This is a genomic window from Ruegeria sp. A4, from assembly GCF_056543025.1.
This window is the reverse complement of the sequence record NZ_JBQGAW010000007.1, coordinates 124,973-148,099: the sequence shown is the minus strand read 5'-3', so window position 1 is coordinate 148,099 and position 23,127 is coordinate 124,973. Positions and strand designations below refer to the sequence as shown.

Below are 23,127 nucleotides of genomic sequence, written 5' to 3'. Positions count from 1 at the left end.
GATAGCGCGCCGACAGCGTTATTCTAGCGAAAGAACTTTCAACACAAGGTAGGCGAACTTGAACCACAATTGGGCTTAGTGTCAGCTTTGATCGGGCTGCACTGTTAGACCGACTTTGCAGCCCGAACCGTCAAAATGAATGTCCTAAGTCTGCCAGTTCGCCAACAGTTCACCCATGCGCTCTAGGCCAAGGTCGAGATTGGCAGCAGCACCTCCTCCGACGCCTAGTCGGACGTGGTTCTGCATCCCGTAAGACGAGCCCGGTAAAAGAAATGTCCGATACGGATCGGCGAGCAAGAGTTTGGCGAAAACATCGCCATCAATCCCGTCAAGCCGTGCCAAACCAATCAATCCAGCCTGAGGTTTGACCCAATCGAGGCGGGGTTGTTCGGCAACAAACCGATCAAGGCGTTCCAGTGTTTTCATCCCAGCTGCCCGCGCAGTTTTCATTGACTGATTGTATCGGTCAGGCCTCAAAGCGATTTCGGCAATGACTTCGCCGAGTATATTCATAATCTCGCTGGAGTTTTCCCGCAGAATTATGGCATCCCAAATCAGATCGGGATCACGGCAAATCATCCAGCCGGTGCGCAGCCCCTGGAGCCCCAATGCTTTGGACACGCTGCCCGTCGTGATACCTCTCGGATACAAACCGGCAATCGAAGGGGCACGGGACCCGTCCCATTCCAATCCTGCGTAAACTTCATCAACAACCAGCCATGCGCCGACACGGTTTGCAATTTGCACAAGCCTTTCCAGCTCTGCCCGGGTCATCAGGCGGCCGGTTGGGTTATTGGGGTTGGTGACAAAGATGAGCCGCGTGCGTTCCGTTACTGCGGCTTCAACTTCGTCCAGCGGCAATACCCAACCAGCACTCTCTTCTCGGTCTACAACTTTGAGAGTCGCGCCAACAGCCTCTGCCAATACGCCCGCTTGCGGCCAGCCCGGGCGTTCTGTTACGACTTCGTCACCCGGTTGGACCAATTGCATAAATGCAAGGTAATTGGCTTCCGCAGCGCCTGCGGTGATCAGAACATCGTCTGGTTTGCAAACATCAGACAAGCCTGCGCGGTCCAAGACATGTCGTCGTAAAGCAGGCAGGCCCCGAAAGCTCTTTTGGTTCCAATCCAGCGGCAGTGCTGGGTCCAACGCATCTATGAACTCACCCAAACGCGGCGACTCTGACAAGGAAAACCCAACGAAAGCTTCTGGATCCGCTTCGGTGGTATCCAGCAGGTACTGAAAGAGTGTGTGTATCTTGACTTTCATGCTCAACTCAAAATCCTTGTAGTCAATCAGGGAGAGAGTCTGTGCAAGCAGAAGGATTTGTCAAAGGGCGACCGAGTGACTTGGCAGTTTTGGACTACGGGCTATTCAAGGTCCATTCCACCGGCCGCATTATTGGGATCTGCGGGTTTCTGATCCGGACGGACTTAGGAGAAGCAATACTTATCGACACTGGGTTTCCTGAAAAATACGCGACAGATACCGACGCCGCAGTCAAAGAAGATCGATTGGACGAGTTCGGCGAGGTCCTGAAGTGTGAACCAGACAATCTGCCACGCGCACAACTGGCAAAACTCGGACTGACTCCGTCAGACATCACATTGCAGATTTGTACGCACACTCATATCGACCATATCGGCGCATTGGGCGACTTTCCAAGCAGTCCAATTCTTATCTCTTCCGCGGAGCGAGCCTTGCTTCGCCCATTGTATTGGGGCGATATACGGCCTTTGGAATGGCCCGATCAGGATTATCTCTTGGTTGATGGCGACGCAGAGATTGGACCGGGCATCTTCGTTTTGGCCTCGCCCGGTCATGCGCCAGGTCAGATCGCCGTGATGGTCGATCTTCCTTCGGGTGCAATTTTGTTAACGAGTGATGCGATATCCCGACCGGCAGAAATCGACGAGAAGTTTGCAGGTTCATGGGACGAAGATGCCGCAATTGCCAGCGCAGACAGGTTGATGCGTCTAGCATCCGAACAAGATGCCTTTGTAATCTATGGGCATTGTCCCAAGCAGTGGCCCGCTCTGAAGAAAGCACCAGAAGTCTACCGTTGATCCCAACCTGTAGCTCACTTTTCCCGAATAGTGATGTTGCGCCTGCCAGTTATCTGACGTCGCGCCCTTGATTCAGAATAATCACGTTCCCGCTGGAAACATCACCGGCCGGCGAAATTAGAAAACTGACCCAAGAGGCGATTTGCTCGGGTAGCATCGCGCGACCATGCGGCATGGCACTAACGGCTTTCTCCAAGACTTCCTCGGTCAAGACATTGAACAAGGGTGTTTCCGTCATGGCAGGTGCCAGCGAATTCACACAGATTTTTTCCTGTGCGTATCGACGGGCAAGGTCTTTCGTAAGGGTATCCATAGCAGCCTTTGACGCCCGGTAGTGCGGAGGGTCGAACACATCGAAATTGTAAGCTCCGTTCGAAGAGATATTTACAATCTTTTTGATGCCTTCGCGTTCCAACATAAACTGAACCGCCTGCTGGCAACAATGGAACGCAGAGTTAAAGTTGATTGCCATCTGTTTTTCGAGTTCCTCGGGCGGAATGTGCGGGAAGTCGGACATGAAGCAGGTGCCCACGTTGTTTACCAAAGCATCCAGACCGCCGTGCGCTGACTTAATGCCATCAAACGTCTGAGCGATAGCCATGGAATCCGTTAGGTCAACGGAGATCGGCGTGAAATCTGGGCCTAATTCTGTTGCCAGTTCGTCCAGACCCGCCTCATTAAGGTCCAGTCCAATGACGTGGACCCCATCTGCCCGCAATTGGCGGCAGATGGCCTTCCCCATCCCTCCCGCGGCGCCAGTCACAACCGCTGTTTTCATAGCAACTCCTCCCACCTTGGCATGAATTGGGGTACTTCGAATTAAAGAAGGAAACTCACAACCCTTTTATCTGAAAGCTGGGAAAGTCAATTCTGCTTGAATTCAGTGCCCGCCCGTTTTGGGCTTTATGCGATCATTCCCTGCTGTCTGCTTTTTAGCTGCTTGGCAGTCAAAACTGCCGTCTGCTTTTTTCACCTGCTTGCCGTCTTTTTTTACTTGAAGGCAAGCCCGGCACTCAAGTACTTCTCGATAACACTGCCGATGGCCCAAGCACTTCTCCCCGGCAGAACGGGACTGCAAGTGTAAGGGATGTTTAACTAAGCCTTCGCATTGCCGTTTCGATTTGACCACAAAACTTATCAATATCGCGCTCCAGCATATCGCTTTCTCGGGTCTCATCTCTGACTGCGGATAGTTCATCTACAACAGCCCACGCTTCCTTTTCTGGAGCCGCTTCAGCAATGCGCACCAAAGCTCGAATAAGGGCGGCCGTCACGAGGCCATTGCCCCGAGCGGCGCGTCTTAGAGCTGGAATCGAGTCGTTAAACAACGACTCTGCCGTGATGGATGGGTAAACCACCCGCACGGCTCCGTCGTCATCTCGATACACACCCGTGCAGAGCTTGGACGACCACGCACGGGCCAGAGAGGCCGATAGACGGTCGATGCAGACAATTGCTGTGAACGTGTCGTTGACACCCGGCGACAATGCCCGAAGTGCGATTTCAACGAGAAGATGGACAGAAAAACGGATATCTCCGTTAGGGTCTCGCGCGGGGATCAACGGAGCTGCCGCTTGCACCAGTTCATTGAGGCTCTCATTACAATCACCTTGAACATTGGCCAAAATGTCCGATGGAACCATAAAGTCACCAGGCTGCACATCAAAAACGACGACTGCTCCTGCTTGTTTGGCCGCATGCACCAGTTCTTCGGTGTTGATCGAGTTCACATAACCAGTTCCCGAAGCCGGGACCGGGCGCTTGTCTCCCTCCTCGGGGATTGCCTCTGAAGATGGAATATCTGCACTGTTTTCGATCGCGGTGCTCACTTGACCATCCAAGGCTTCAGAAATCCGCGCCGCCTCCTGATCAATGGTTACGCGCGTCGATACTGTATGGACGAAGAGCAGCAGCAATAGAACTGAGACGATCGAATAGATTATGCCAACCACCACGGCTAGGTTCACTGATGTGTCATCGCGTACCAACCACAAGATCATCAAGCTGTATAAAAACGTTGCTCCAAGTGAACCAACTGCAATCTGATTTACCCTGTCTTCGCCAAAGCGTTGCAAGAGCCTGGGGCCAATAGATCCAGCTGCCAAGGTGTAGACCAGAAGAACAATGGAATAGACCATGACCAATGCGGACATGGATGCTGCCGAGATTGCGCTCAGTACATCGCTCGCAGTGCGATTCGAAACGCTGAGCCAATCGGACGCGGACCAACCCCACTTCACAAGCGCTTGCTCGGTCTTGAAGACAATCCCAGCCACCACAAGACCTGAAAGACTTATGGCGGCAGGGATGGTTAGGAACCCGCGAAAATATCTCACTAATTCTCTGGGTGTTTGCATTCCAGTCCCCATTCACAACACGCGCTTTCTAAACGAACTCTGCTTTACGCGAACCGGTCGGCCGCTTTTTTCAAAGCACTCTGCATGTCATTCCATGCAGCCTCGTAGCCCTCTTTGACGTCTTCCCAGGCCTCGTCGCTGGTCGACTTCAACTCTTTCAGCTGAGCTTCTGCGTCAGACCTTACCTTGTAGAGCTTGCTGAGTTGTTCCTCGAGCTCGATCTTGGCATCCGCTTCCGCCACTTTCAGCTTGGCTTCAAGAACATCAATCTGGGCATTCCAACTATCCAGTTGCAGCTGCGCCTTTTTCTCGTACCCAACACGTGTCATGAGTTTTCCTTTCTTCTCAAACGGTGGTTCAGATCGACGGGAGCCGCCCACTAGGCCGCAACAATCGCCTTGAGCATCCAGACTGCTTCTTCATGCTTGGCCATCCTGGCGTTCATCAGATCCTCTGTAGCCCCATCGCCATAACGGGCGGCGGTCGCGGCAGTCTCACGCAGGTTTCGGGCGATCGCTTCATGGTCTGCAACCAACTGCTTGATCATACCTTCTGCGTCTTTGACCGTTTCTTCTTCGGTCAACTTTGCCTGGCTAACCATGTCAGTGAACGAAATCGGTGCCACCTGACCCAACGCGCGCACGCGCTCGGCCAATTCATCAGCGGCCTCAAACAGGTCACGATACTGACGCTCTGTCAGCTCATGAATCGGCAGGAAAAGCGGGCCGACGACGTTCCAATGTGTGCCTTGCGTTTTCACCATCAGGATCATTGTATCGGCCAGTATTTCTGTCACCGCGTTGGCGATCCACGCATTTTTGTCGATGCCTGTATCGTTCGTTTCTTCCTGAACTTCAGACTTTAAAACTTGCTGTATCATTTTCACTCCATTTCGTTTCTTACAGAGTAGAAACTAGGGAGAAGATGAAAAATTTCAATTAAAATCATATACTTATTATATGTATCCAACACATAATGGGGCGCTTCATGATCATGGGTATCCAGCCCAACATGCCAACATTGATGTAGACACACAGGCCCATTGCCATACATGCTTGGAGTAACTGACGTAAGCTACTGAGGTCATGCCGGTGTCTGATCAAAATCGACCACCAAAGCGCACTGAAAAACTGCAACTAATGCTCGACCTCGAAGAGCTTAAGGCCATCGATGATTGGCGGTTCGAGAACAGACTGCCATCCAGAGCGGCCGCCATTCGAGAACTCATCCGTCGCGGTCTGATTTCCAATGAGTTCGAAGAACCACCTACTGACGCGCCTTCCGGTGAGTTTCGTGTTGTGGACGAGTGACAGAAGCATCTACAGCACATCTCGTCTTTGCAAGGACGTGACACTGACCCAACCGAACCATCCGGCACGCGAGAAATTGTATGCTGATCTTGTTGCATACTGCACACGTGACAATAGGGCGATAGCCGCAATCCACCGGAGTATTTTAGCGATTTTCTGTACTGTGCAACACAGTGCTTTGTACCCAACTGATCCGCGAGGGCGCTATTCGACTTGTCGGGTTAAGTTAAAGTCAACGCTCAATTATTCCACTGGAGCCGATATAGTACGTGGTGGCCACGTAGACCTTTGAGCAGTCTGGGTTCTAGGCCGGAAAACGAAAAACCGGTCTGTCCGGCAACCATGGCGCGGGTCACATCTGAAACGAGTATTTCACCTGCCACACCAGCCGTTGTAATGCGTGACGCCTTGTTGACCACGGTACCGAAAAAATCTCCACGTGATTGCACGACATCGCCAGTGTGAATTCCAATACGAATACCGAAAAACGGCTCTTCGGACACCGACGCAATGGCCTTCTGAATTTTGACGGCAGCCGCTAATGCTTCTTTCGCAGACGGAAAGACAGACAACGTTCCATCTCCAAGGGATTTTACGAACTGGCCATGATGCTTTTCAATGATCGCCGACAAGACCCGGAAATGGTTTTCGATCAGCACCGACCAACGCTGATCACCCAACGCCTCTGCCAATGCCGTACTGCCCTCCACATCAGTGAAAAGTACCGAAGCTAAACCTTCGGTTTGGGTCAGCTCGGGCCCTTCATCGCGTGCGGCATCAATCAGTTTTTGGATGGCCAGCTGTTCCTTACCCACAAGTTCAATATTCGGAGTGGGTACTGAAGCGTGGCGATTGATGATCTTCCAGGCCGCTCCCTCCAGGACAAAAATCAGGACGGTGCGATAGAAGACGGCTTCATCAAAGCCGACAAACTGAATCTTATGGACAAAGGATGACCATCCCGTTTCTCCGTTTTCGAAGGCTTCCGCTTCAATTTCTTCGAAAACGACCGGTGCCGGGATTTCCGCGAAAAAGCCGCTAACCCCATCACGAACGGCTTGGCCGCTCCAATACTCGCCTTCGCCGGTTCCAACGAACCGAAGTTCTTCTGCTTTCGACAGAAAGTTCCGCAATTCCTCAGTATTCTTCTTGGTTCTGAGAATCTCGTACCAACGCCTGGAAACTGCCAGCAGTTCAGGTGAGGAATGTATCATCGCAAGCAACCCGAGACTCTACATGGGAAGAAACTAAGAAGGCCTTGCAAACGGTATCCCCATTTTTCGAACAACGCAGGTCAATGCTGCCGCCGGGATTTGTTCAGATCAAGACTTTTGTGTTTCTTCAGGACATGACCTGAGCCCGCAAATCTTCTCCTGTTTTGCGTAGAGTCTGGTCAACTAAAGGACGGACAAGTGAAAGTGAGATTCACCCGCGAACTGATCATTCAGATGATAAAGCAACAGGAAGCTTGCGAGAATACGGGAATGTTTTCTAGCGCTTTGGGATCAGCCAGAGCACCTTCTACAAATACAAATCGAAGTTTGGCGGCATGGAACTGTCTGACGAGAAGCTGCGTGCTTTGGATTCTTAGAACCGGCGGCTGAAGAAGCAGCTAGGCCGCAAGTTCCGCTCACAGTTCATCAAAAACACCCCTGTATTTGAACCGCACGCTCCGCGGAAATCTAATTTTTGTCATCTAAACTGAAGTCCCGGTCACCCGTGAGAAATGAGACATTGAGAGCATAAGCGTTTGTCAGAGTCCGGTGCAGTATTTGCATTCGGCCAGCAAAGAACGCCCGCAATTGATAAGCCACACCGGGTTTAGGTGCCTCAAAACGCGGCTTTCTTGCCATAGATTTCGTTCATTAAACTCAAGTTTAACGCCCATAGCCCTGCCCGATTTGCCCAAAAGTCTGCACAGTCAGTATTTTGCGTTGGATTAAATCCCTCCGAATGTCTCTTTGAGTTCTGCGACTTGTTCTGCATCCAACGTTCGGGTTGGCATACCCCGCAGTGTCACGAGCAATTTGGCCGTTTCTTCCAACTCTTCTGCTGCACAAACTGCTGAGAACAGATCCTTTCCCGAGACTACGGGTCCGTGGTTGGCCAACAGTACAGCACTGTATTTACCGCTCAGTTCGCGGATCAGGTCACCAGATTTCGGATCACCCGGCTTGACGTATGGAACCAGTTTGACCTTGCCGACGCGCATCACCACGTACGGCGTCAGCGGAGGAATACAATCATCTGGATTGGTGTCTTCCAGACACGACAGGGCGGTGGCCCAGGTCGAATGCAAATGAACCACCGCGCCCGCTTCTGGTCGAGTCTCATAAAAGGCCTGATGCAGAAAAACCTCTTTGGTCGGCTTGTCGCCAGAGACGTGGTTTCCATCCAAATCAATCTTGGCGATGCGCTCGGGGTAGATATCTCCTAAAGTTGAGTTGGTTGGCGTCATCAGGATACCGTCGTGTAGACGTGCGGAGACATTGCCCGCAGTGCCGACGGAAAATCCACGCTCAAACAGCGAGGCACATAACTCCGACATCTGCTGCCGCAATACCAATTCTTCAGATTTCATGTGCCTGCCTCCATCATTCTGAGAGCCTTCAAAAAGAAGTTCGGAGCGCCAAAGTTTCCAGACTTCAACGCCAGCGCGATGGGTTCGGTTTTTCCAACGCTCAGGACCGGCACGCCCGGGTCAATCTCTGGCCCAACCGACATGGCAGGAGACCCCAGTGCCGCAGACACAGCCTTGGCGACAGCGCCCGACGTCTCCCCTCCTGCCACCACCAATCGCTTGTACCCCGTCAGGACAAGTTCTCGCGCGGTGTCTGCAAAGAGATTGTCCAGCTTTTCCGCTACTTCTTCCTGACCAAATTGGTTTTGGATCGCGCGCACATCTTCCGGGTTTCCCGACGAATATGCGAGCGGCGCCTGACCCAAGTGCGTTTCAAAGAATTCCAACAGGGTTTGCGTGGTCACATCCCCGGAAATGACGCCCGAAACATCGATTGAGAAGGTCGGATGGGAACTCGCATGAACATCGATCTGCTCACGAGTAGCGCCTGAGCAAGACCCTGCAAGGATCGCCTCGGGCCCCGTGATAGCGGGGAGCACACTGCCAGCACTATTGGGTGAAGTCCCTCTCAAGAAGTTTCTTGGTAACCCCAGTGCTATACCCGATCCCCCAGTAATGAGCTTGGCACCCTTTAGAGTTTCACCCCAGGCCAACAAATCTTCATCCGAAATCGCATCGCCAATCACAAATCGTTCGTCGGCGTTTTTCAAAGCAGCAGCAATCGCCTCGGATCCTTGCTTCACGGCGTCAATGGGCACCAACCCGACCGCTTCTTTGGTCTGACGCTGCAACCATCGCCGGATGTTGGCATCCGTCATCGGAGTAAGAGGGTGATTTTCCATCCCAGACTCGTGCAACAGCTTGCCGTGCACAAAAAGATGTCCCTGATAGACGGTACGCCCCGTGGTGGGAAAGGCCGGACAGAAAACCACCTTTTGCGCACTCAGTTCATTGGCCAACGCTTCCGCAACGGGGCCGATGTTTCCCGCCAACGTGGAATCGAAGGTCGAGCAATACTTGAAAATGAACTGACCGCATCCTTGATCCGCGAGCCAGCGCAGGGCGCGCACGCTATCTGCAACAGCTTCATCGACGGGTGCAGTGCGGCTTTTGAGAGAGATCACACCTGCTTCGATCTCCTTATCCGCCGGGGTAGTTGGAATGCCTGTATACTGAGCCGTGCGTAACCCACCTTCCGGCTTAAGGCCCTTTGCCAAGGTGTTCGCAATATCACTCGCACCAGTGAAGTCGTCCGCTATGACGCCGATCTTCATAATTTGATGTCCTTCGTCGGCCCTGGATCCAACCTATGGATATGCGGTGCTGCTCCGACGGGATAAATCTCGCGCACAAGTGGATCGTGGCCGGGCACTATGAGTCGAGGATGCGAAGCCAACCTCTCGAGCGTCTCGAAACCATCCATCATGTCCTGCAGGTCGACGACGATGGGAAAAGCTTTGCGCGCCATGAAATTCTCGTAGTAATGCGAGGCATCTGAGGCGAGTACCATCCACCCGCCTGACGTCCTTACCCGAACGCATTGCAACCCGCGCGAATGCCCCCCGATGCAGTGCACGGTCACCCCATCTGCTATCTCGGCTTCTCCGTCGTAGAATATGACGTGGCCTGAATAGAGACGCTTTACGACCTCGCAAATATGGCCCGCCGAGAAAGGCGCACGCAGATGATCGTGGCACATACAGGGGCCCGTGGCGAAGGCAATTTCCGCCGATTGCATATGCAACTTCGCGTTAGGGAACATATGCAGCCCCCCCGCGTGGTCATAATGAAGATGGGTCACGATGACATCGGTCACCGCTTCGGGCGAAATACCTAAGGGCCGCAAAGCCTCGCGAGGGTCCATCGCGATGGGACGACCCCGGGCAGTGGCCTCGCCGCTATCGTAACCAGTATCTACCAGAATGACTTTGTCGCCGCGTTTGAGCACCCAAACGAAATAATCCATCGCATGAGGCGCGTCGTGATTGTCATCCAAGATGAAGCTATCGCGCCGAGTGCGGGCATTGCGATCTGCATATTTGACGGCGTGGATTTCCCAATTGTTCATCGGATGACCTCGGAATACTGGTGAACAGCTTTGGCTTCTATCATATCAGCCACCGCAGCATCGAAGGACTTGAAATGCGGGCTTTCGAGGTGAACGCCGAACGCGGCAGCGTCCTCATAAACCTCGTAGAGGAACACCGTCTCGGGATCGTCACCGAAGCAAACGTCAAACTGATGGCATCCGGGTTCTTCACGCAGAGAGGTTGAAGCGTTTTCGACCATCAGCGGTAAAAAGGTGTCTCTCGTACCGGGCTTGAGAGTGAAGGTGACAGTAACCGCAAACATCAGACAGAAATTCCTTTTAGGCGTGAGAAAGCGCGCTTTGCGACAGGCAGTTGGCTGAGGATCAAACCAATGTTGAGCAGCAGCAGAATGGTCGCACCGGGTCGAGAAAAGAAGACCGAAAGATCCCCATCCGACAGAAACAGCGACCGGCGGAAGGTTTCGTCAAACAGGCCGCCCAGAATAACACCAATCACCAACGGGGCGATTGGGTATTTCATCAGGTTCATGAAATAGGCAACGGCACCCACACCAAGCATCAGATAGAGATCATTGATGCCCCCACCAACGCTGAAAGACCCAATTGTTGTCAAAACCATAACGACGGGCAAGAAGATGGTCTGCGGGATGGCGAGTATTTTGATAAAGACCCGAGCGGTGAAAAGCCCCATAAGGAACATCGTCAGTGACGCCAGCACTAAAATTGCAACCACGCGCAGAATGATCTCGGGGTCTATCGTGGGTCCTGGGATCACGTTGTTGATCTTGAACGCCCCCATCAAAGCCGCGGCGGGTGGCGAACCGGGAATGCCCAACACCAAAAGAGGGATCAGAGCACCACCAATACAGGCGTTGTTTGCAGTCTCAGAACACAGCAGACCCTCCAAAGAGCCTTTTCCAAACTTGTCGCCCTCGGCAGATACGGTCTTGCCGACACCGTAGCTGACCCAACCGGCTACATCTTCGCCAACTCCGGGAAGAGCTCCTACCCCGGTTCCAATCACACCTGACCGGCCAATGGTGGGCAGGTAGCGTCGAATTGAGCGAAGGTTTGGAAGAATACGGCCTTTCAGGGCTAGGACTTTCCCAGTCTCAACATGCCTCAAGCCGTCGATAATTTGGGGGATGGCGAAGGCTCCCATCAAAACTGGCACAACCTGAAATCCGCTCATCAGGTAAGACCAGCCGAAGGTATAGCGTGGTTCAGACAACAGCGGGTCGAGCCCCACCATGGACATCGCAAGCCCGATCAGACCAGCGATCCATCCCTTGATCACCAGGTCTTCGCTCATCAAAGTGCCAGAAAGCAGAATGCCGAACAGGGCCAACAATGCTTTCTCTGGGCTTGCGATGTTCTTTGAAACCAAAAGCAGCGCCCAGACGAAAATCAAAAGCGTGATGGTCCCGATTACTGTGCCAATGAAACTGGCCGTCGTGGTGAGCCCTAATGCTTCGCCCCCTCGACCCGCATTGGCCAGAGGGTAGCCATCCATGGCCGTCGCCGCGCTGGCTGCTGTGCCCGGTATATTCAATAGAATTGAGGGGTAAGAGCCGCCATAAATCGCGCCGACATAGGCCCCGAGCAAGGCAATGAGCGAATAGTCGAGCGGGATTTTGTTACCGAAGAAGCCCGTCAAGATCGTCACGGCCAGGGTTGCCGTAAGTCCGGGCAATGCTCCAAATGCGATGCCCAGGAATACGGATGCGACCAAGTACAGATAGGTCAGCGGGTCCACTGCCAGGCCCACGAAAGCGGCCCCAAATCCAGCGAGTTGCGAAAGGATAAAGTCCATCCGGTCAGTCTTTCCAAAGCGGACGAAGCGTCACGTAATAGTGGTATTCGATTTGCTTGAAGATCAGTCCGCCGCGCGCGGGCACGTTCTGCCGGAAAACAAAGGCCATCGCGCTTACAAGGATGAGCGGGGCAAGTATCGCCACCACTGGAACGAACCGCAAAACGCGTTCAGTAACCGCTTTGGACAACACCACAAGTGTAAGCGTGACCCAAACGGCCAATGTAAACCAATCATCACCGTGTTCATTCCAATCCGCCTGCGCGGGAAACACGGCGAACGCAAACAAACCGGCAGCGACAACTGCGACACAGGCCACCAAAGCACGCCGCGCATGACCCCCGTAATAGCCGTAAGTCAAAGCCGTGATCAGCAACCCAGAGCACAAAATGAAGTCCACTCTGGGAACCAGTCCGACGACATATGCAAGAAGGATCAGGCCTATTGTCGAAGCACGGTAGGCTTCGCACTTATCCCATCCAATCCCCAAGGCACTGAACGCGTTTTGAGCTCCGCCCGAACGGACCGAAATAGCCAGCAAAACGAAGGAAAGGACAAGTAACCCGCCGAAGATGAATAACGGTACAATTGCAGCCGAGTTGTACCAATCAGATCCACTTACACCGGCGCGGTTTTCACCCCAAAGTGGAATGTCCAATGTCTTCCAAAGGAAAAAGAGGGACACTGTGATAAGAACAATCGATGCCCAAAAATCGCGCGTCCGCAGGATCAGTGTTTCGTCAGGTTTGTCCATGGCCTGCCTCCTTCAGGAAGGGGCGCGATCGAACGCGCCCTTTCAAAATTGATCGGATTAGGGCTTCTCGATACCCAGCGAGGCCGGATCGACAGTGGCAGCACCAAGGTCCTGCAAGGTATAGGCAAAGGTAGCCTCAAGGTTCGCAAACAATTCTTGAGCTTCTTCGCCGTGCTGACCGCCGACATCGTATTTGTTTGCCGCAGCCCATTCAGCGACGGTGTCGGACGCAATCGCCTGCTCGAAGGCATCACCAAGTGCGGCCTTTACGTCATCTCCGGCTGAACTGTGAACTGCAAACCCGATGGCCTGTTTGAGCGGCAGATACTGGTCGAGCCCGTCATAGATGCCAAAGGCAGATGGCACTGTTGTGCCTGCAATCTGCGCATCTTCGGGCGTCAACATTGCGAGCGGTTTAAGTTGACCGCCCTCAATCAACGGAGCCTGTTCAGCCAGTGAAGTCACAACCAACGCAACTTCACCCGCTATCGCCGCTTCCTGCCCGGGTGCTGAGCCTTTGTATGGAACAAATTTGAATTCTGCACCGGACCCTTTTTCGATGGCCAGAAGGTTCAAGTGGTGGATCGAACCTGCACCGGACGCCGCTGCTGGAATAGTACCCGGAGCAGCTTTGGCAGCGTCGACCAGTTCTTCCAGCGTATTGTAAGGGCTGTCCGCTGGAACCGAGATCAGATCAGGCGATCCGCCGACAATAAACGGATACCAAAAATCAAATTTCTTGTCCCACCCCCCCTGCACAGCGGCCGTGACATTCGATTCTGACAGCCCGACCAATGTATAACCATCGTCTGGTTGGTTCATAACATAGACCATGCCGTTGGAGCCTGCGACCCCGCCAGTTTGATTGATCACGTTGATCGAGACCGGAAGGTGTTTTTCCATCTCAGCCATGATCATTCGGTTAATCGTGTCCGTGCCGCCACCGGCCCCCCAGACCACAGCTGTGGTGATATCACGATAGGGATAATCCTGCGCGGCAGTTGCCCCTGCGATCCCGGTCGCCATCACGGCTGCGGCCGCTAACCGCCCTAGCTTTAGTTTCATTTCCAAGTCCTCCCAAAACAACTTCGCGTTTATTGTTGCATTTATTTGCGTATACATTAAAGAATGCATTGTCAACGGACTGTAGTGGAAGCTGCTATCGCGCTATGAATGCAAAACGGGAAGGAAGCGGGCCAAAATGAAAAAGACTTACGATATCGCGGTTTTCCACGGGGACGGGATCGGCCCGGAAATTATGGCGCCTACGCTTGAAATTTTGCGCCATCTCTCGCGCGGCAATCCGACCTACGAGTTGGCGTTTACAGACGCACCAGCAGGCGCAGGCCACTACGCCAAAACTGGAGAATCTTTCCCATCAGGATCACTCGAAACTGCACGCATGGCCGACGCGATTCTGCTGTCAGCAATGGGTTTACCGGATGTTCGATATCCTGACGGAACCGAGATTTCTCCACAGATAGACCTGCGAAAGCAGCTTGGCCTTTTTGCTGGCGTGCGTCCGGTAAAGGTAAGCAGCGGACAAATGACACCCTTGGAGTTGCCTCCCGGAAAAGAGATCGACTTTGTTTTGATTCGTGAAAGCACCGAAGGGTTGTTCTTCACCCAAGGAACGGGCGAAGTCACGGAAGATGAGGCGCGTGAAACCCTGCTGATCACCCGCGAGGTATCCGAAAAGCTATTCCGTTTCGCGTTTGACCTCGCCAACAACCGCAAGGCGTCCGGTCGCGGCCCGGGACGAGTAACCTGTGTCGACAAAGCCAATGTATTCCGCGCCTTTGCATTCTTCAGATCAATCTTTGACGCCGAGGCTGCACGCCATCCCGATTTACAAGCAGACCATGCTTATGTTGATGCGACCGCCCTCTGGATGGTCCAGAAGCCTTGGGAATTCGATGTTTTGGTAACTGAGAATATGTTCGGAGATATCCTCTCTGACCTTGGTGCAGGTCTTATGGGCGGTCTTGGACTGGCTCCTTCAGCAGATATCGGATTGAACCACGCCGTGTTCCAACCCTGTCACGGCTCCGCTCCGGACATTGCGGGACAGGGTGTTGCCAACCCTTTTGCAATGTTCCTGTCCGCGGCAATGATGCTTGAATGGTTGGGTTTGACCCATGATCACCCGGAACTGTCCAGCGACGGCGCTCGATTGCGCGAGGCCGTAGAAAAGGTGGTGGCGAACGGTCAAAACCTGACGCGAGACTTGGGCGGCAAAGCTGGAACTCAGGAAGCGGCCTCAGCAGTATTGGAAGCATTGCCGGAATGAATACTAAAGAAGCCATTCGGGTCGCGTGTGTAGGTGCGGGATACTTCAGCAAGTTCCACTACGAAAGCTGGTCAAGAATGCCCGGCGCTGTTCCAGTTGCATCCTGCAACCGTGATATCAAAAAAGCGAGGGAAACAGGGCTGGCGGCTTATGATGATCTGTCGAAAATGTTGGAGGCAGAAGAACCGGACCTCGTGGACATCATCCTTCCACCTGTGGCGCAGGCCGAGGCCATCCGCACGGCACTGCGGTTTGGTATCAAGTGGCTGATCTGCCAAAAGCCATTCTGCTTGTCTCTGGGTGAAGCGGAGGAGGTTGTTTCCGAAGCAGAAGAGGTTGGCGCAACTATTGTTGTACACGAGAACTTCCGCTTCCAGCCTTGGTACCGCGCAATCAAGGAAGCGATGGCTGAAGGTCGAATTGGAACGCCTCTACAAGCGACTTTCCGGCTTCGGCCCGGTGACGGACAGGGACCACGCGCCTATCTGGACCGGCAGCCCTACTTTCAGGACATGCCGCGTTTCCTCGTTCATGAAACAGCGGTTCACTGGGTAGACACGTTTCGTTTTTTGTTCGGGGCGCCCAGCGCGGTTTATGCCGACCTGCGTCGAGTGAACCCCGTTATCGCGGGCGAGGACGCAGGTTACATCTTGTTTGATCACCCCAACGGCTTGAAAGCTCTGTTCGACGGGAACAGGTGCCTTGATCACAGTGCCGAAAACCTGCGTCAAACCATGGGCGAAGCGCTTATTGAAGGAACGAAAGGATCGCTGGTTCTTAACGGCGACGGTTCAGTTGAACTCCGCGCTTTTGGAAAACAGGAGCGAAAGCAGATTCTGCCTCCGAGCGATCACGATGGATTTGGAGGAGACTGCGTCCACGCCTTGCAAAGTCACGTCATTTCGGGCCTTCTACGGGGCACGCCGCTGGAAAACACGGCCCGAGAATATTTGGATGTGATCCGCATAGAAGAGAAAATCTATCTCTCGGCTGCGGAGGGACGAAAGATCAACCTGGAGACGCCGTGAAGGATCAGGACGCAAAAACTCTTTCCAATACACAACGCGCTGTAAGGGATTTGCGACGGATGATCCTGTCCGGCGAACTTGCTGCCGGAACTGACCATCTGGAATCGGAACTCGCCGAGACCCTTGGCATGTCCCGCACCCCGATACGGGAAGCTGCGCTGATGTTGGAAAGTAAGGGTTTGCTGGAAATGCGGCCCCGGAAGGGCGTGCGGATACTGCCTGTTTCGTCAGATGATATGCGTGAAATTTACGACATATTGACGGAACTCGAGAGTCTCGCAGCACAGCGCGCCGCCGAAGCGGGTTACTCGGAAGATGAATTGGCGGAACTCGCCGGATCAATTGCAAAGATGGACCAAGCCATCGAAGCCGAAGACCTTGAAGCCTGGGCCGAGGCCGATGAGCTGTTTCATCAGGAACTCGTGCGTTTAGGTGGCAACAAGCGGGTCGAAGCGATTGTGGCCATGATGAGCGACCAGGTTCGTCGCGCACGCGCAACGACACTGTTTATCAGGCCGCTACCAGTCAAATCCAATGAGGATCATCGTGTTGTTTTCCAAGCGATAAGTGAAGGTCGGCCGGATGTGGCGCGTGAACGCCATCGAGAACACAGGCTCCAAGCCAAGACTATGCTTTGTGGGATACTCGAGAAGCATCGGCTCAACAGCCTTTGAACCACTTGGACGGCTCTTCGAAAGTTCATTAAACCGCTAGGACCACGGGATAATTTGCTGCGCCCGGCTCGTTGCAGCCATTTGGTGAAGTTCACCGAGGGTCTACTCCTCAAGTGCAGAAGACATTTATTCTCGGCCGGAAATACTCCGTACCGGAGTTGTGTTATGATGCCTCCAATTATGGAGGAAAAGTTGTTTCGCTATGTTTTACCCCTCGCTCTCATTTTGGGGAACCCAATCCTTGCTCAGGATGCAATAAACCCGTCTGGGCTTTCTGGACCTTCTGGTCGCCCTTATTCACCTTACGCTGAGCGCGCGTATCCAACTCAAGTCTATTTTGGAGACACCCATGTTCATACCGGTCTTTCCGGGGACGCTGGCGGCGGCGGGACACGCCTGATGCCGCGAGATGCTTATCGGTTTGCGCGTGGCGAAGAGGTAATCTCTAATACGGGTCAACCAGTAAAACTTTCGATACCTCTCGATTTCTTCATGATTACAGACCATTCGGATGCGATGGGAGCAATCACCGACATAATTGGGGGTGCACCCAACATCCTGGCGGATGAGCAAGGCAGATATTTCCACGAGGAATTCAACAAAGGTGGGGAAGCCGCCTTGGCAGCTGCGCTTGAGCTTACCGCGGCATTTGCTCAAGGACAGGTTTCCCCTGCGCTGAACTATCAACCCGGCAATCCCGCTTACGCCCGTGTTTGGGACGACATTATTGATGCCGCGGAGGAGTACAATGACCCCGGCGTGTTCAGCACCTTCATAGCCTATGAATGGACATCTCTCGTTGCAGGGAACAATTTGCACCGAAACGTGGTATTTCGCGACGGTCCTGAGCTCACAAGGCAGATACTGCCTTATACAACGACGCCCCCGGTCGGCTCACCAAACCCTCGTGATCTTTGGAAGTGGTTGGAAAACTATGAGCAAACAACCGGCGGGCGTGTGCTTGCTATTCCGCACAATGGAAACTTATCGAACGGCTGGATGTTCCCGCTCGTTGACGATTTTGCAGACGGGGTGCCGTTGGATCCCGCATACGCAGAAGCGCGAAACAAATGGGAAAGGCTATATGAACCAACCCAGATAAAGGGGGACGGTGAGGCTCACCCGTTCCTTTCACCTGACGATGAATTTGCTGACTTCGAAACGTGGGACTTCGGTAACCTTGATGCTTCGGTTCGAAAAGAGACGGATATGCTGCCCGGCGAATATGCCCGATCCGGGTTGCTTCGCGGCCTGTCGCTTCAAAAAATTTTAGGGGTGAACCCTTTCAAGTTTGGTTTGGGTGGGGCCAGTGACACGCACACAGGTTTGACCGCCCCTGACAACGACAATTTCTTCGGAAAATTTACCGGCTACGAGCCCAGCGAAGAACGGAGCCAACATGTCAGCAAGACGTATGCTGACGGGACGGTTGCGCTGCGGTCGTCGCAATATATTACCGGCGGTCTGACAGCAGTATGGGCCGAGGAGAATTCCCGCACAGCCATCTGGGATGCGATGCATCGGCGTGAAACTTACGCAACAACAGGTCCCCGAATGCGCGTCCGTATGTTCGGTGGATATACTTTTACCGAAGAGGATGCCTTGCGGCGGGACTTGGCGCTTGTAGGATACACCAAAGGTGTGCCGATGGGTGGCGATCTTGGCCCTGGGGAAGGCTCTCCTACTTTTCTGGTATACGCGCTTCGTGATCCGATGGGAGCAAACTTGGATCGAATCCAGATCATAAAGGGTTGGTTAGATGCAGATGGAGAGCAACGGGAAAAAGTCTACGATGTGGCCTGGTCCGGTTCCCGCGAACCAGATGCCGCTGGTAAGCTGCCATCCGTAGGCACCACAGTTAACCTTTCAATCCCCTCGTGGACCAACACGATAGGTGCTTCTGAGTTAGGAACCGTGTGGCAGGATCCCGACTTTGATCCGTCAGAAAGCGCATTTTACTACGCCCGAGTTATCGAAATTCCGACACCCCGCTGGACGGCGTATGATGCCGTTAAGTTTGGAATTCAAATGCCAGACAATGTCCCATTGACAGCGCAGGAACGCGCATACACTTCGCCAATTTGGTACGCACCTGACCAATAGTCCGAACTTGCTGACTGTTCTGCTTTTCGCTCTAGGCCCTCATATCTTGCGTCGAATACTTCAAGTATTTCAGCCTTTTTATGAGGTCGCTCGATTGGTCATAGCGCATGGATGCCGAATGGATCGGAGAAACCCTTGATCATGGCTCCACCAAATGTGTCCAACACATATGCCGCCACCGACAGATCGAAGACTTCTTGATCAATCAATTGCAGGCTTCCGGTTTTCTGCGTCTCTGTCCCAAGGTAAGCAGCAAGGTTTACGGTCGATCCGATACAAGTATACGTCGCCCAATTATCCGTACCGGCATAGCCCGCGACGACTTCGCCAGTCGCTATTTCCGATGCTGATTTTCAGGTCACTTTTCCCTTCTGAGCGCGGCTCGTGAACTTACATCTCAATCGTGTTATGCATTTCATGCCCTTCCTACCCTGAGCTTTGCGCCAAGTTCGGCGGCGGCTGCGGAACTCCGAAACCGTCGCCCGGCATCAGACTGACAATTCCGCCATTGCTGGTATGCGAAATCAACACTTACAAACGAAACAACCTCAGGCGTCATAGAACAAACTTGCCATCGCATGGTCCGGCGTAGTCACCTAGGGCATACGGTTGGAGGAAACCTATGGCGCAATGGAAGTTCGTGATTGGGGTTTGTTGCGCGCTGTTTCTTGTCGCTTGCGCTCCAAAATCCCGTACATATGAAAAGACAGCATCGGCTGCGCTGCCGGCGAATTCGGGCACGGCTCTGGGCCAGGCGGCCGATCGCCTTGGGGACCCCAAAGACGGTCGGTCAGGCATCAAGCTGATCAGTGATGGAGAAGAAGCGCTTGTTTCACGGCTGCTGTTGGCGGCTGCTGCCGAGCGAACGATAGACGCGCAATACTACCTTCTACACAACGACCCGACAGGTCACCTTTTTGCAGCCAGTCTTTTGCAGGCAGCAGATCGGGGTGTTCGTGTCCGATTGTTGCTGGATGACATGGACACGTCCAGCTATGACGCGATGACGGCCGCGTTGGACAATCACAAAAACATTGAGATCAGGCTATTCAATCCATTTTGGCGGGATCAGAGTCTTTTGATTGCGGGTATCACAGATTTCAAACGCATCAATCGAAGAATGCACAACAAGTCCATGACGGCAGACAATGTGTTCACGATTGTGGGTGGAAGGAACATCGGTGCCGAGTACTTTCTGGCCCGGGAGGAAATGAACTACGCTGATTTGGATGTGCTGGCCGCAGGCCCCGTTGTACGCGAAGTGTCGCGTAGCTTTGACTCTTACTGGAACAGCGAGTTCGCAGTTCCGGCGCGTGCGGTCGTTGGGGAACCCGAAGAATTTGACCTTAGCGATGCGCGAGGCAGGTTGAAGGAACTGGTCGAAGAAGCGAAGCAAACGCAGTACGGCGCCGCCCTCAGAAAGTCAGCACAAGAGAACTTTGCAGATGGAGCCCTGTCACTGGATTGGCTGCCTGCGAAACTATATTCTGATCCACCTTCAAAAGCGGCGGGTCTGGATAGTTCAGACCCCGTTCTGGCGTCTCGATTGCTTCCGTATTTTGAAAATGCCCGCAGTGAGGTGAATATCGTGTCCGCCTATTTTGTGCCGCGCAACAACGGTGTGAAATGGTTGACCGAACTCGAGAAGCGCGGGGTCGACGTAAAGGTCGTAACCAATTCACTTGCATCTAACGACGTCGCACCCGTTTACGCACACTACGCTAAAAAACGCCGAGCACTTTTACGCGGTGGAGTAGAACTCTACGAACTGCGTCCCGACGCTTATCAAGTTCAACGCCGCGGGATTAACTGGGCTCAATCGCGATCAGGCCTACACTCCAAAGCATTTGCGGTTGATGACCGATACTTGTTCGTAGGGTCGTTCAACTGGGACCCCCGGTCTGTCAACATCAACACCGAGATGGGAATTCTGATTGACTCGCCAGCATTGACTGCACAGACGATGGGTGCCTTGGACGACGCGCTGCCCGCATACACATATCACGTCACACTCGAGCAAGCTGGCCAGCTTAAATGGGCGACAAGAGATGATGATGGCAACGTCCTTGAGTATGAATCCGAGCCGACAGGATCAGCCTGGGATCACATAATTTCCGGTTTCCTGAGTATTTTGCCAATTGGGTCGCAGCTTTAGGGCTTTTTAACAAATAATCTGATGGCATGTCGCCCTTATTTTGGGGGGCGCGGCTACACCGAAAGGGGGACGCCCAGACATATTTCTGGCCATCGCCCGGGCGACCTTCAGTAAAACCCAATCTCGCTGACATCCACACTGGCCGCGTGATCGCGCCCATAGGCTACAACTCCAACCGAGGTGATTTCGTCAGCGACGGGAATAGCGCGCAACATGGCACCTGAAGCTTTGTAGTCTGACAAAGGCAAAGAGACTTCGGTCCAGTTTTCTGAAGTTGGAAACTCGGCCTGATAGTATTGCCAAGGAAGTACGGTGCCACGTGTCCTGAGGTGAACAAAGTATTGCTCGCCGTTACCCCGGACCAACAGCCTTACGCCCGATACGCCCGCATCGGGCCGATCAGGCAACTTGCGTCGGAACTGGATGAAGCCACCGTTGTTTTTTGTACTGACGGTTCCGGTCAGACGCGCGAATGCGACATCACCTTCCGAACGAAACTGCACTTGCCCTGAAGAGACTCCTCCCATGACTGTGTCCGCAACATAGTCCCAACGCGTCTCTGGAGACTTGGAAAAGTCCTCAGCAAGGTTTTCATCAGCCTGTGCCATTGTAGATCCGAGCATAACAAGACCCGAAAAAAGCCCAAAGAAGTTGGCACGCATGTTGTTCCGTCTCAATTCAGTATCGCAATGGAAAGATTAAGCACCGTGGCAAATGCGACCCATGCACAATACGGCAGGAAGGCCAGCGCGGAGACTGGATCCGAGTTCCTCACCCGAGCGATGAACACGAAGATGACAGCCAGCAACGCAACAATGACCACAAAGGCAACCCACGGCATTTGCAGTACGAAAAAGGATGGAGACCACAAAAAGTTCAGCCCCATCTGCGCCCACCACAACTTCATGGCGGCCGAGCTCCGGTCTGCTTCGAACTGGCGCCAGCCCGCCATCGCGATCAAAACATAAAGCGCCGTCCAAACCGGGCCAAAAATCCAATTTGGTGGATTGAAAGCAGGCTTAGAAAGTTGCGCATACCAAGCACCGGGTGCGGTTAGTATCCCGATCAGGATGCCGCCTCCGAGCATGAGCGCAAGAAATGCTATGCGGATCAACCAGTTCGACATTGCCGGGCAGCTCTCAGCAATCCTTGGTCGTCAGGTTGACGAACGCTTCGGAAGAGAAGGTCGCAGTATTGGTCTCATCCGAGGCAGTATATGACACCATGGCGCCCTCGATCTCCGACCCAGAAACAGTGATTTCGCGTTGCCCAATGGTGTCATCTACATCGATGGTAAAAGCGAGTTGTTCCCCTGCCGCGAGGGAGGCGATCTCAAGTTCAATTGTATTTTGCCCGTCCACGACCGAAGGAAGCTGACGCAGTGCCTCAGCACCTTCAACGAATTCGAGAGGTTGAAATACCTCCACGCCCGCGCCTTTTTCGGTAACGTCGAAAATCAAACGTCCGGCAGATTGCGACAAGTCAATCTTGACGGTCGAGGCTTCGACGTCGCACGTTCCGACATTTGTCAGAACAAAACGGTCCTTTGGTGCGCCCTCTACGAAGCGAATTTGAACACCAGCTTGAAGCGAAGTGGCTGCGAAAAATCCAAGGGTCGCAGCGATAATGCTGGGTGGAAGCATTCTTTTCTCCTTGTTAAGAGGTACTTGATAAATACGCCTCGGCGGGTGTCTTGGATCAGATTAATGCCTTTTGCCTATCGTGGTTCAGCCAATAATTGCTTTCGAAGTTACGGCTACAATCGCGCCTGGGAGATCAAGTGCGGCCTCGATGAAATGCAGGTAGCCAATAACTTCGACTGCCACGGGTGGATCGTCGGAATCGTTCCCAAAGTCCCTGATAAGAAGCTCCGCACGCAATTCACCGGGAACATTGGCGGGCAACACTGACGCGCAGTGCTTTGTTCCGACCTCGCCTGACTTTGT

23 protein-coding genes are annotated in these 23,127 nt (G+C 53.4%); 7 read left to right on the top strand and 16 right to left on the bottom strand.

All coding sequences use genetic code 11. The features are described from left to right. Positions 1-144: 144 nt before the first annotated feature. Positions 145-1,269, bottom strand: a complete 1,125-nt coding sequence (locus ACR0E2_RS17155) for a pyridoxal phosphate-dependent aminotransferase (RefSeq protein ID WP_480447300.1) — start codon at positions 1,267-1,269, stop codon at positions 145-147. A 41-nt stretch (positions 1,270-1,310) separates the two neighbouring features. Between ACR0E2_RS17155 and ACR0E2_RS17150 the strand changes: the two genes are divergently transcribed. Continuing rightward, on the top strand, positions 1,311-2,066 hold the full coding sequence (locus ACR0E2_RS17150; RefSeq protein ID WP_480447299.1) for an N-acyl homoserine lactonase family protein: 756 nt from the start codon (positions 1,311-1,313) through the stop codon (positions 2,064-2,066). A 49-nt stretch (positions 2,067-2,115) separates the two neighbouring features. Here the strand turns inward: ACR0E2_RS17150 and ACR0E2_RS17145 are convergent, their stop codons facing one another. The 4 genes from ACR0E2_RS17145 to ACR0E2_RS17130 form a co-directional block, all read right to left on the bottom strand. After that, positions 2,116-2,844: an SDR family NAD(P)-dependent oxidoreductase gene (locus ACR0E2_RS17145; RefSeq protein ID WP_480447298.1), complete on the bottom strand. Its 729-nt coding sequence runs from the start codon at positions 2,842-2,844 to the stop codon at positions 2,116-2,118. A gap of 313 nt (positions 2,845-3,157) precedes the next feature. Further along, a complete protein-coding gene (locus tag ACR0E2_RS17140; RefSeq protein WP_480447297.1) occupies positions 3,158-4,423 on the bottom strand; it encodes a DUF2254 domain-containing protein in 1,266 nt (421 codons plus the stop codon). Between the two features lie 44 nt (positions 4,424-4,467). Beyond that, the gene (locus ACR0E2_RS17135) at positions 4,468-4,752 is read right to left on the bottom strand and encodes a sll1863 family stress response protein (protein ID WP_152456639.1); all 285 of its coding nucleotides are present in this window, start codon (positions 4,750-4,752) and stop codon (positions 4,468-4,470) included. A gap of 50 nt (positions 4,753-4,802) precedes the next feature. Next, a complete protein-coding gene (locus tag ACR0E2_RS17130; protein WP_171171700.1) occupies positions 4,803-5,303 on the bottom strand; it encodes a Dps family protein in 501 nt (166 codons plus the stop codon). 259 nt (positions 5,304-5,562) lie between these two features. On the opposite strand from ACR0E2_RS17130, the gene ACR0E2_RS17125 reads away from it, so the two are divergent. Beyond that, a complete protein-coding gene (locus ACR0E2_RS17125) occupies positions 5,563-5,733 on the top strand; it encodes a hypothetical protein (RefSeq protein ID WP_170791963.1) in 171 nt (56 codons plus the stop codon). Positions 5,734-5,972: 239 nt separating this feature from the next. Here ACR0E2_RS17125 and ACR0E2_RS17120 read toward each other — a convergent pair whose 3' ends face one another. From ACR0E2_RS17120 to ACR0E2_RS17085, 8 genes are all read right to left on the bottom strand, one after another. Continuing rightward, the gene (locus tag ACR0E2_RS17120) at positions 5,973-6,947 is read right to left on the bottom strand and encodes an adenylate/guanylate cyclase domain-containing protein (protein ID WP_171641865.1); all 975 of its coding nucleotides are present in this window, start codon (positions 6,945-6,947) and stop codon (positions 5,973-5,975) included. A 725-nt stretch (positions 6,948-7,672) separates the two neighbouring features. Continuing rightward, entirely contained in the window at positions 7,673-8,314 is a 642-nt protein-coding gene (gene otnC, locus ACR0E2_RS17115) for a 3-oxo-tetronate 4-phosphate decarboxylase (protein WP_480447296.1), read from the bottom strand. After that, positions 8,311-9,588: a 3-oxo-tetronate kinase gene (otnK, locus tag ACR0E2_RS17110; protein WP_480447295.1), complete on the bottom strand. Its 1,278-nt coding sequence runs from the start codon at positions 9,586-9,588 to the stop codon at positions 8,311-8,313. The genes otnC and otnK overlap by 4 nt, the downstream gene beginning before the upstream one ends. Then, positions 9,585-10,382, bottom strand: coding sequence for an N-acyl homoserine lactonase family protein (locus ACR0E2_RS17105; RefSeq protein WP_480447294.1), 798 nt, complete (start codon positions 10,380-10,382; stop codon positions 9,585-9,587). The genes otnK and ACR0E2_RS17105 overlap by 4 nt, the downstream gene beginning before the upstream one ends. Further along, positions 10,379-10,666: a putative quinol monooxygenase gene (locus ACR0E2_RS17100; RefSeq protein WP_480447293.1), complete on the bottom strand. Its 288-nt coding sequence runs from the start codon at positions 10,664-10,666 to the stop codon at positions 10,379-10,381. The genes ACR0E2_RS17105 and ACR0E2_RS17100 overlap by 4 nt, the downstream gene beginning before the upstream one ends. Then, a complete protein-coding gene (locus ACR0E2_RS17095) occupies positions 10,666-12,177 on the bottom strand; it encodes a tripartite tricarboxylate transporter permease (protein ID WP_480447291.1) in 1,512 nt (503 codons plus the stop codon). Before ACR0E2_RS17095 ends, ACR0E2_RS17100 begins: the two co-directional genes overlap by 1 nt. Before the next feature lie 4 nt (positions 12,178-12,181). Further along, positions 12,182-12,931, bottom strand: coding sequence for a hypothetical protein (locus ACR0E2_RS17090; RefSeq protein WP_480447290.1), 750 nt, complete (start codon positions 12,929-12,931; stop codon positions 12,182-12,184). A gap of 57 nt (positions 12,932-12,988) precedes the next feature. Further along, complete coding sequence (locus tag ACR0E2_RS17085) at positions 12,989-13,996, bottom strand: Bug family tripartite tricarboxylate transporter substrate binding protein (protein ID WP_171364195.1); 1,008 nt, start codon at positions 13,994-13,996, stop codon at positions 12,989-12,991. Between the two features lie 136 nt (positions 13,997-14,132). Between ACR0E2_RS17085 and ACR0E2_RS17080 the strand changes: the two genes are divergently transcribed. The 5 genes from ACR0E2_RS17080 (at position 14,133) to ACR0E2_RS17060 (ending at position 21,181) form a co-directional block, all read left to right on the top strand. Further along, complete coding sequence (locus tag ACR0E2_RS17080) at positions 14,133-15,221, top strand: isocitrate/isopropylmalate dehydrogenase family protein (RefSeq protein WP_480447289.1); 1,089 nt, start codon at positions 14,133-14,135, stop codon at positions 15,219-15,221. Then, positions 15,218-16,249 carry a Gfo/Idh/MocA family protein gene (locus tag ACR0E2_RS17075; protein ID WP_480447288.1) on the top strand — a complete coding sequence of 344 codons (1,032 nt, stop codon included), beginning with the start codon at positions 15,218-15,220 and terminating at the stop codon, positions 16,247-16,249. The genes ACR0E2_RS17080 and ACR0E2_RS17075 overlap by 4 nt, the downstream gene beginning before the upstream one ends. Beyond that, positions 16,246-16,923, top strand: a complete 678-nt coding sequence (locus tag ACR0E2_RS17070) for a GntR family transcriptional regulator (protein WP_480447287.1) — start codon at positions 16,246-16,248, stop codon at positions 16,921-16,923. The genes ACR0E2_RS17075 and ACR0E2_RS17070 overlap by 4 nt, the downstream gene beginning before the upstream one ends. Before the next feature lie 165 nt (positions 16,924-17,088). Further along, the gene (locus ACR0E2_RS17065; protein ID WP_480447286.1) at positions 17,089-19,026 is read left to right on the top strand and encodes a DUF3604 domain-containing protein; all 1,938 of its coding nucleotides are present in this window, start codon (positions 17,089-17,091) and stop codon (positions 19,024-19,026) included. A gap of 622 nt (positions 19,027-19,648) precedes the next feature. Continuing rightward, the gene (locus ACR0E2_RS17060; protein ID WP_480447285.1) at positions 19,649-21,181 is read left to right on the top strand and encodes a phospholipase D family protein; all 1,533 of its coding nucleotides are present in this window, start codon (positions 19,649-19,651) and stop codon (positions 21,179-21,181) included. Positions 21,182-21,288: 107 nt separating this feature from the next. On the opposite strand, the gene ACR0E2_RS17055 is transcribed toward ACR0E2_RS17060, so the two are convergent. The 3 genes from ACR0E2_RS17055 to ACR0E2_RS17045 are packed head-to-tail and all read right to left on the bottom strand — an operon-like array spanning position 21,289 to position 22,824. Then, the gene (locus ACR0E2_RS17055) at positions 21,289-21,843 is read right to left on the bottom strand and encodes a CIA30 family protein (RefSeq protein WP_480447284.1); all 555 of its coding nucleotides are present in this window, start codon (positions 21,841-21,843) and stop codon (positions 21,289-21,291) included. Between the two features lie 11 nt (positions 21,844-21,854). Further along, the gene (locus ACR0E2_RS17050) at positions 21,855-22,307 is read right to left on the bottom strand and encodes a TspO/MBR family protein (RefSeq protein ID WP_480447283.1); all 453 of its coding nucleotides are present in this window, start codon (positions 22,305-22,307) and stop codon (positions 21,855-21,857) included. A gap of 13 nt (positions 22,308-22,320) precedes the next feature. Further along, complete coding sequence (locus ACR0E2_RS17045) at positions 22,321-22,824, bottom strand: aggregation factor core (RefSeq protein WP_480447282.1); 504 nt, start codon at positions 22,822-22,824, stop codon at positions 22,321-22,323. Positions 22,825-23,127: the final 303 nt, after the last annotated feature.

Coding starts and splice junctions, on each gene's coding strand:
- ACR0E2_RS17065 (WP_480447286.1), top strand. CDS start 17,089: ATGATGCCTCCAATTATGGAGGAAAAGTTGTTTCGCTATGTTTTACCC.
- ACR0E2_RS17050 (WP_480447283.1), bottom strand. CDS start 22,307: ATGTCGAACTGGTTGATCCGCATAGCATTTCTTGCGCTCATGCTCGGA.
- ACR0E2_RS17055 (WP_480447284.1), bottom strand. CDS start 21,843: ATGCGTGCCAACTTCTTTGGGCTTTTTTCGGGTCTTGTTATGCTCGGA.
- ACR0E2_RS17100 (WP_480447293.1), bottom strand. CDS start 10,666: ATGTTTGCGGTTACTGTCACCTTCACTCTCAAGCCCGGTACGAGAGAC.
- ACR0E2_RS17130 (WP_171171700.1), bottom strand. CDS start 5,303: ATGATACAGCAAGTTTTAAAGTCTGAAGTTCAGGAAGAAACGAACGAT.
- ACR0E2_RS17075 (WP_480447288.1), top strand. CDS start 15,218: ATGAATACTAAAGAAGCCATTCGGGTCGCGTGTGTAGGTGCGGGATAC.
- ACR0E2_RS17090 (WP_480447290.1), bottom strand. CDS start 12,931: ATGGACAAACCTGACGAAACACTGATCCTGCGGACGCGCGATTTTTGG.
- ACR0E2_RS17060 (WP_480447285.1), top strand. CDS start 19,649: ATGGCGCAATGGAAGTTCGTGATTGGGGTTTGTTGCGCGCTGTTTCTT.
- ACR0E2_RS17155 (WP_480447300.1), bottom strand. CDS start 1,269: ATGAAAGTCAAGATACACACACTCTTTCAGTACCTGCTGGATACCACC.
- ACR0E2_RS17080 (WP_480447289.1), top strand. CDS start 14,133: ATGAAAAAGACTTACGATATCGCGGTTTTCCACGGGGACGGGATCGGC.
- ACR0E2_RS17120 (WP_171641865.1), bottom strand. CDS start 6,947: ATGATACATTCCTCACCTGAACTGCTGGCAGTTTCCAGGCGTTGGTAC.
- otnC (WP_480447296.1), bottom strand. CDS start 8,314: ATGAAATCTGAAGAATTGGTATTGCGGCAGCAGATGTCGGAGTTATGT.
- ACR0E2_RS17085 (WP_171364195.1), bottom strand. CDS start 13,996: ATGAAACTAAAGCTAGGGCGGTTAGCGGCCGCAGCCGTGATGGCGACC.
- ACR0E2_RS17140 (WP_480447297.1), bottom strand. CDS start 4,423: ATGCAAACACCCAGAGAATTAGTGAGATATTTTCGCGGGTTCCTAACC.
- ACR0E2_RS17045 (WP_480447282.1), bottom strand. CDS start 22,824: ATGCTTCCACCCAGCATTATCGCTGCGACCCTTGGATTTTTCGCAGCC.
- ACR0E2_RS17095 (WP_480447291.1), bottom strand. CDS start 12,177: ATGGACTTTATCCTTTCGCAACTCGCTGGATTTGGGGCCGCTTTCGTG.
- ACR0E2_RS17105 (WP_480447294.1), bottom strand. CDS start 10,382: ATGAACAATTGGGAAATCCACGCCGTCAAATATGCAGATCGCAATGCC.
- ACR0E2_RS17145 (WP_480447298.1), bottom strand. CDS start 2,844: ATGAAAACAGCGGTTGTGACTGGCGCCGCGGGAGGGATGGGGAAGGCC.
- otnK (WP_480447295.1), bottom strand. CDS start 9,588: ATGAAGATCGGCGTCATAGCGGACGACTTCACTGGTGCGAGTGATATT.
- ACR0E2_RS17125 (WP_170791963.1), top strand. CDS start 5,563: ATGCTCGACCTCGAAGAGCTTAAGGCCATCGATGATTGGCGGTTCGAG.
- ACR0E2_RS17135 (WP_152456639.1), bottom strand. CDS start 4,752: ATGACACGTGTTGGGTACGAGAAAAAGGCGCAGCTGCAACTGGATAGT.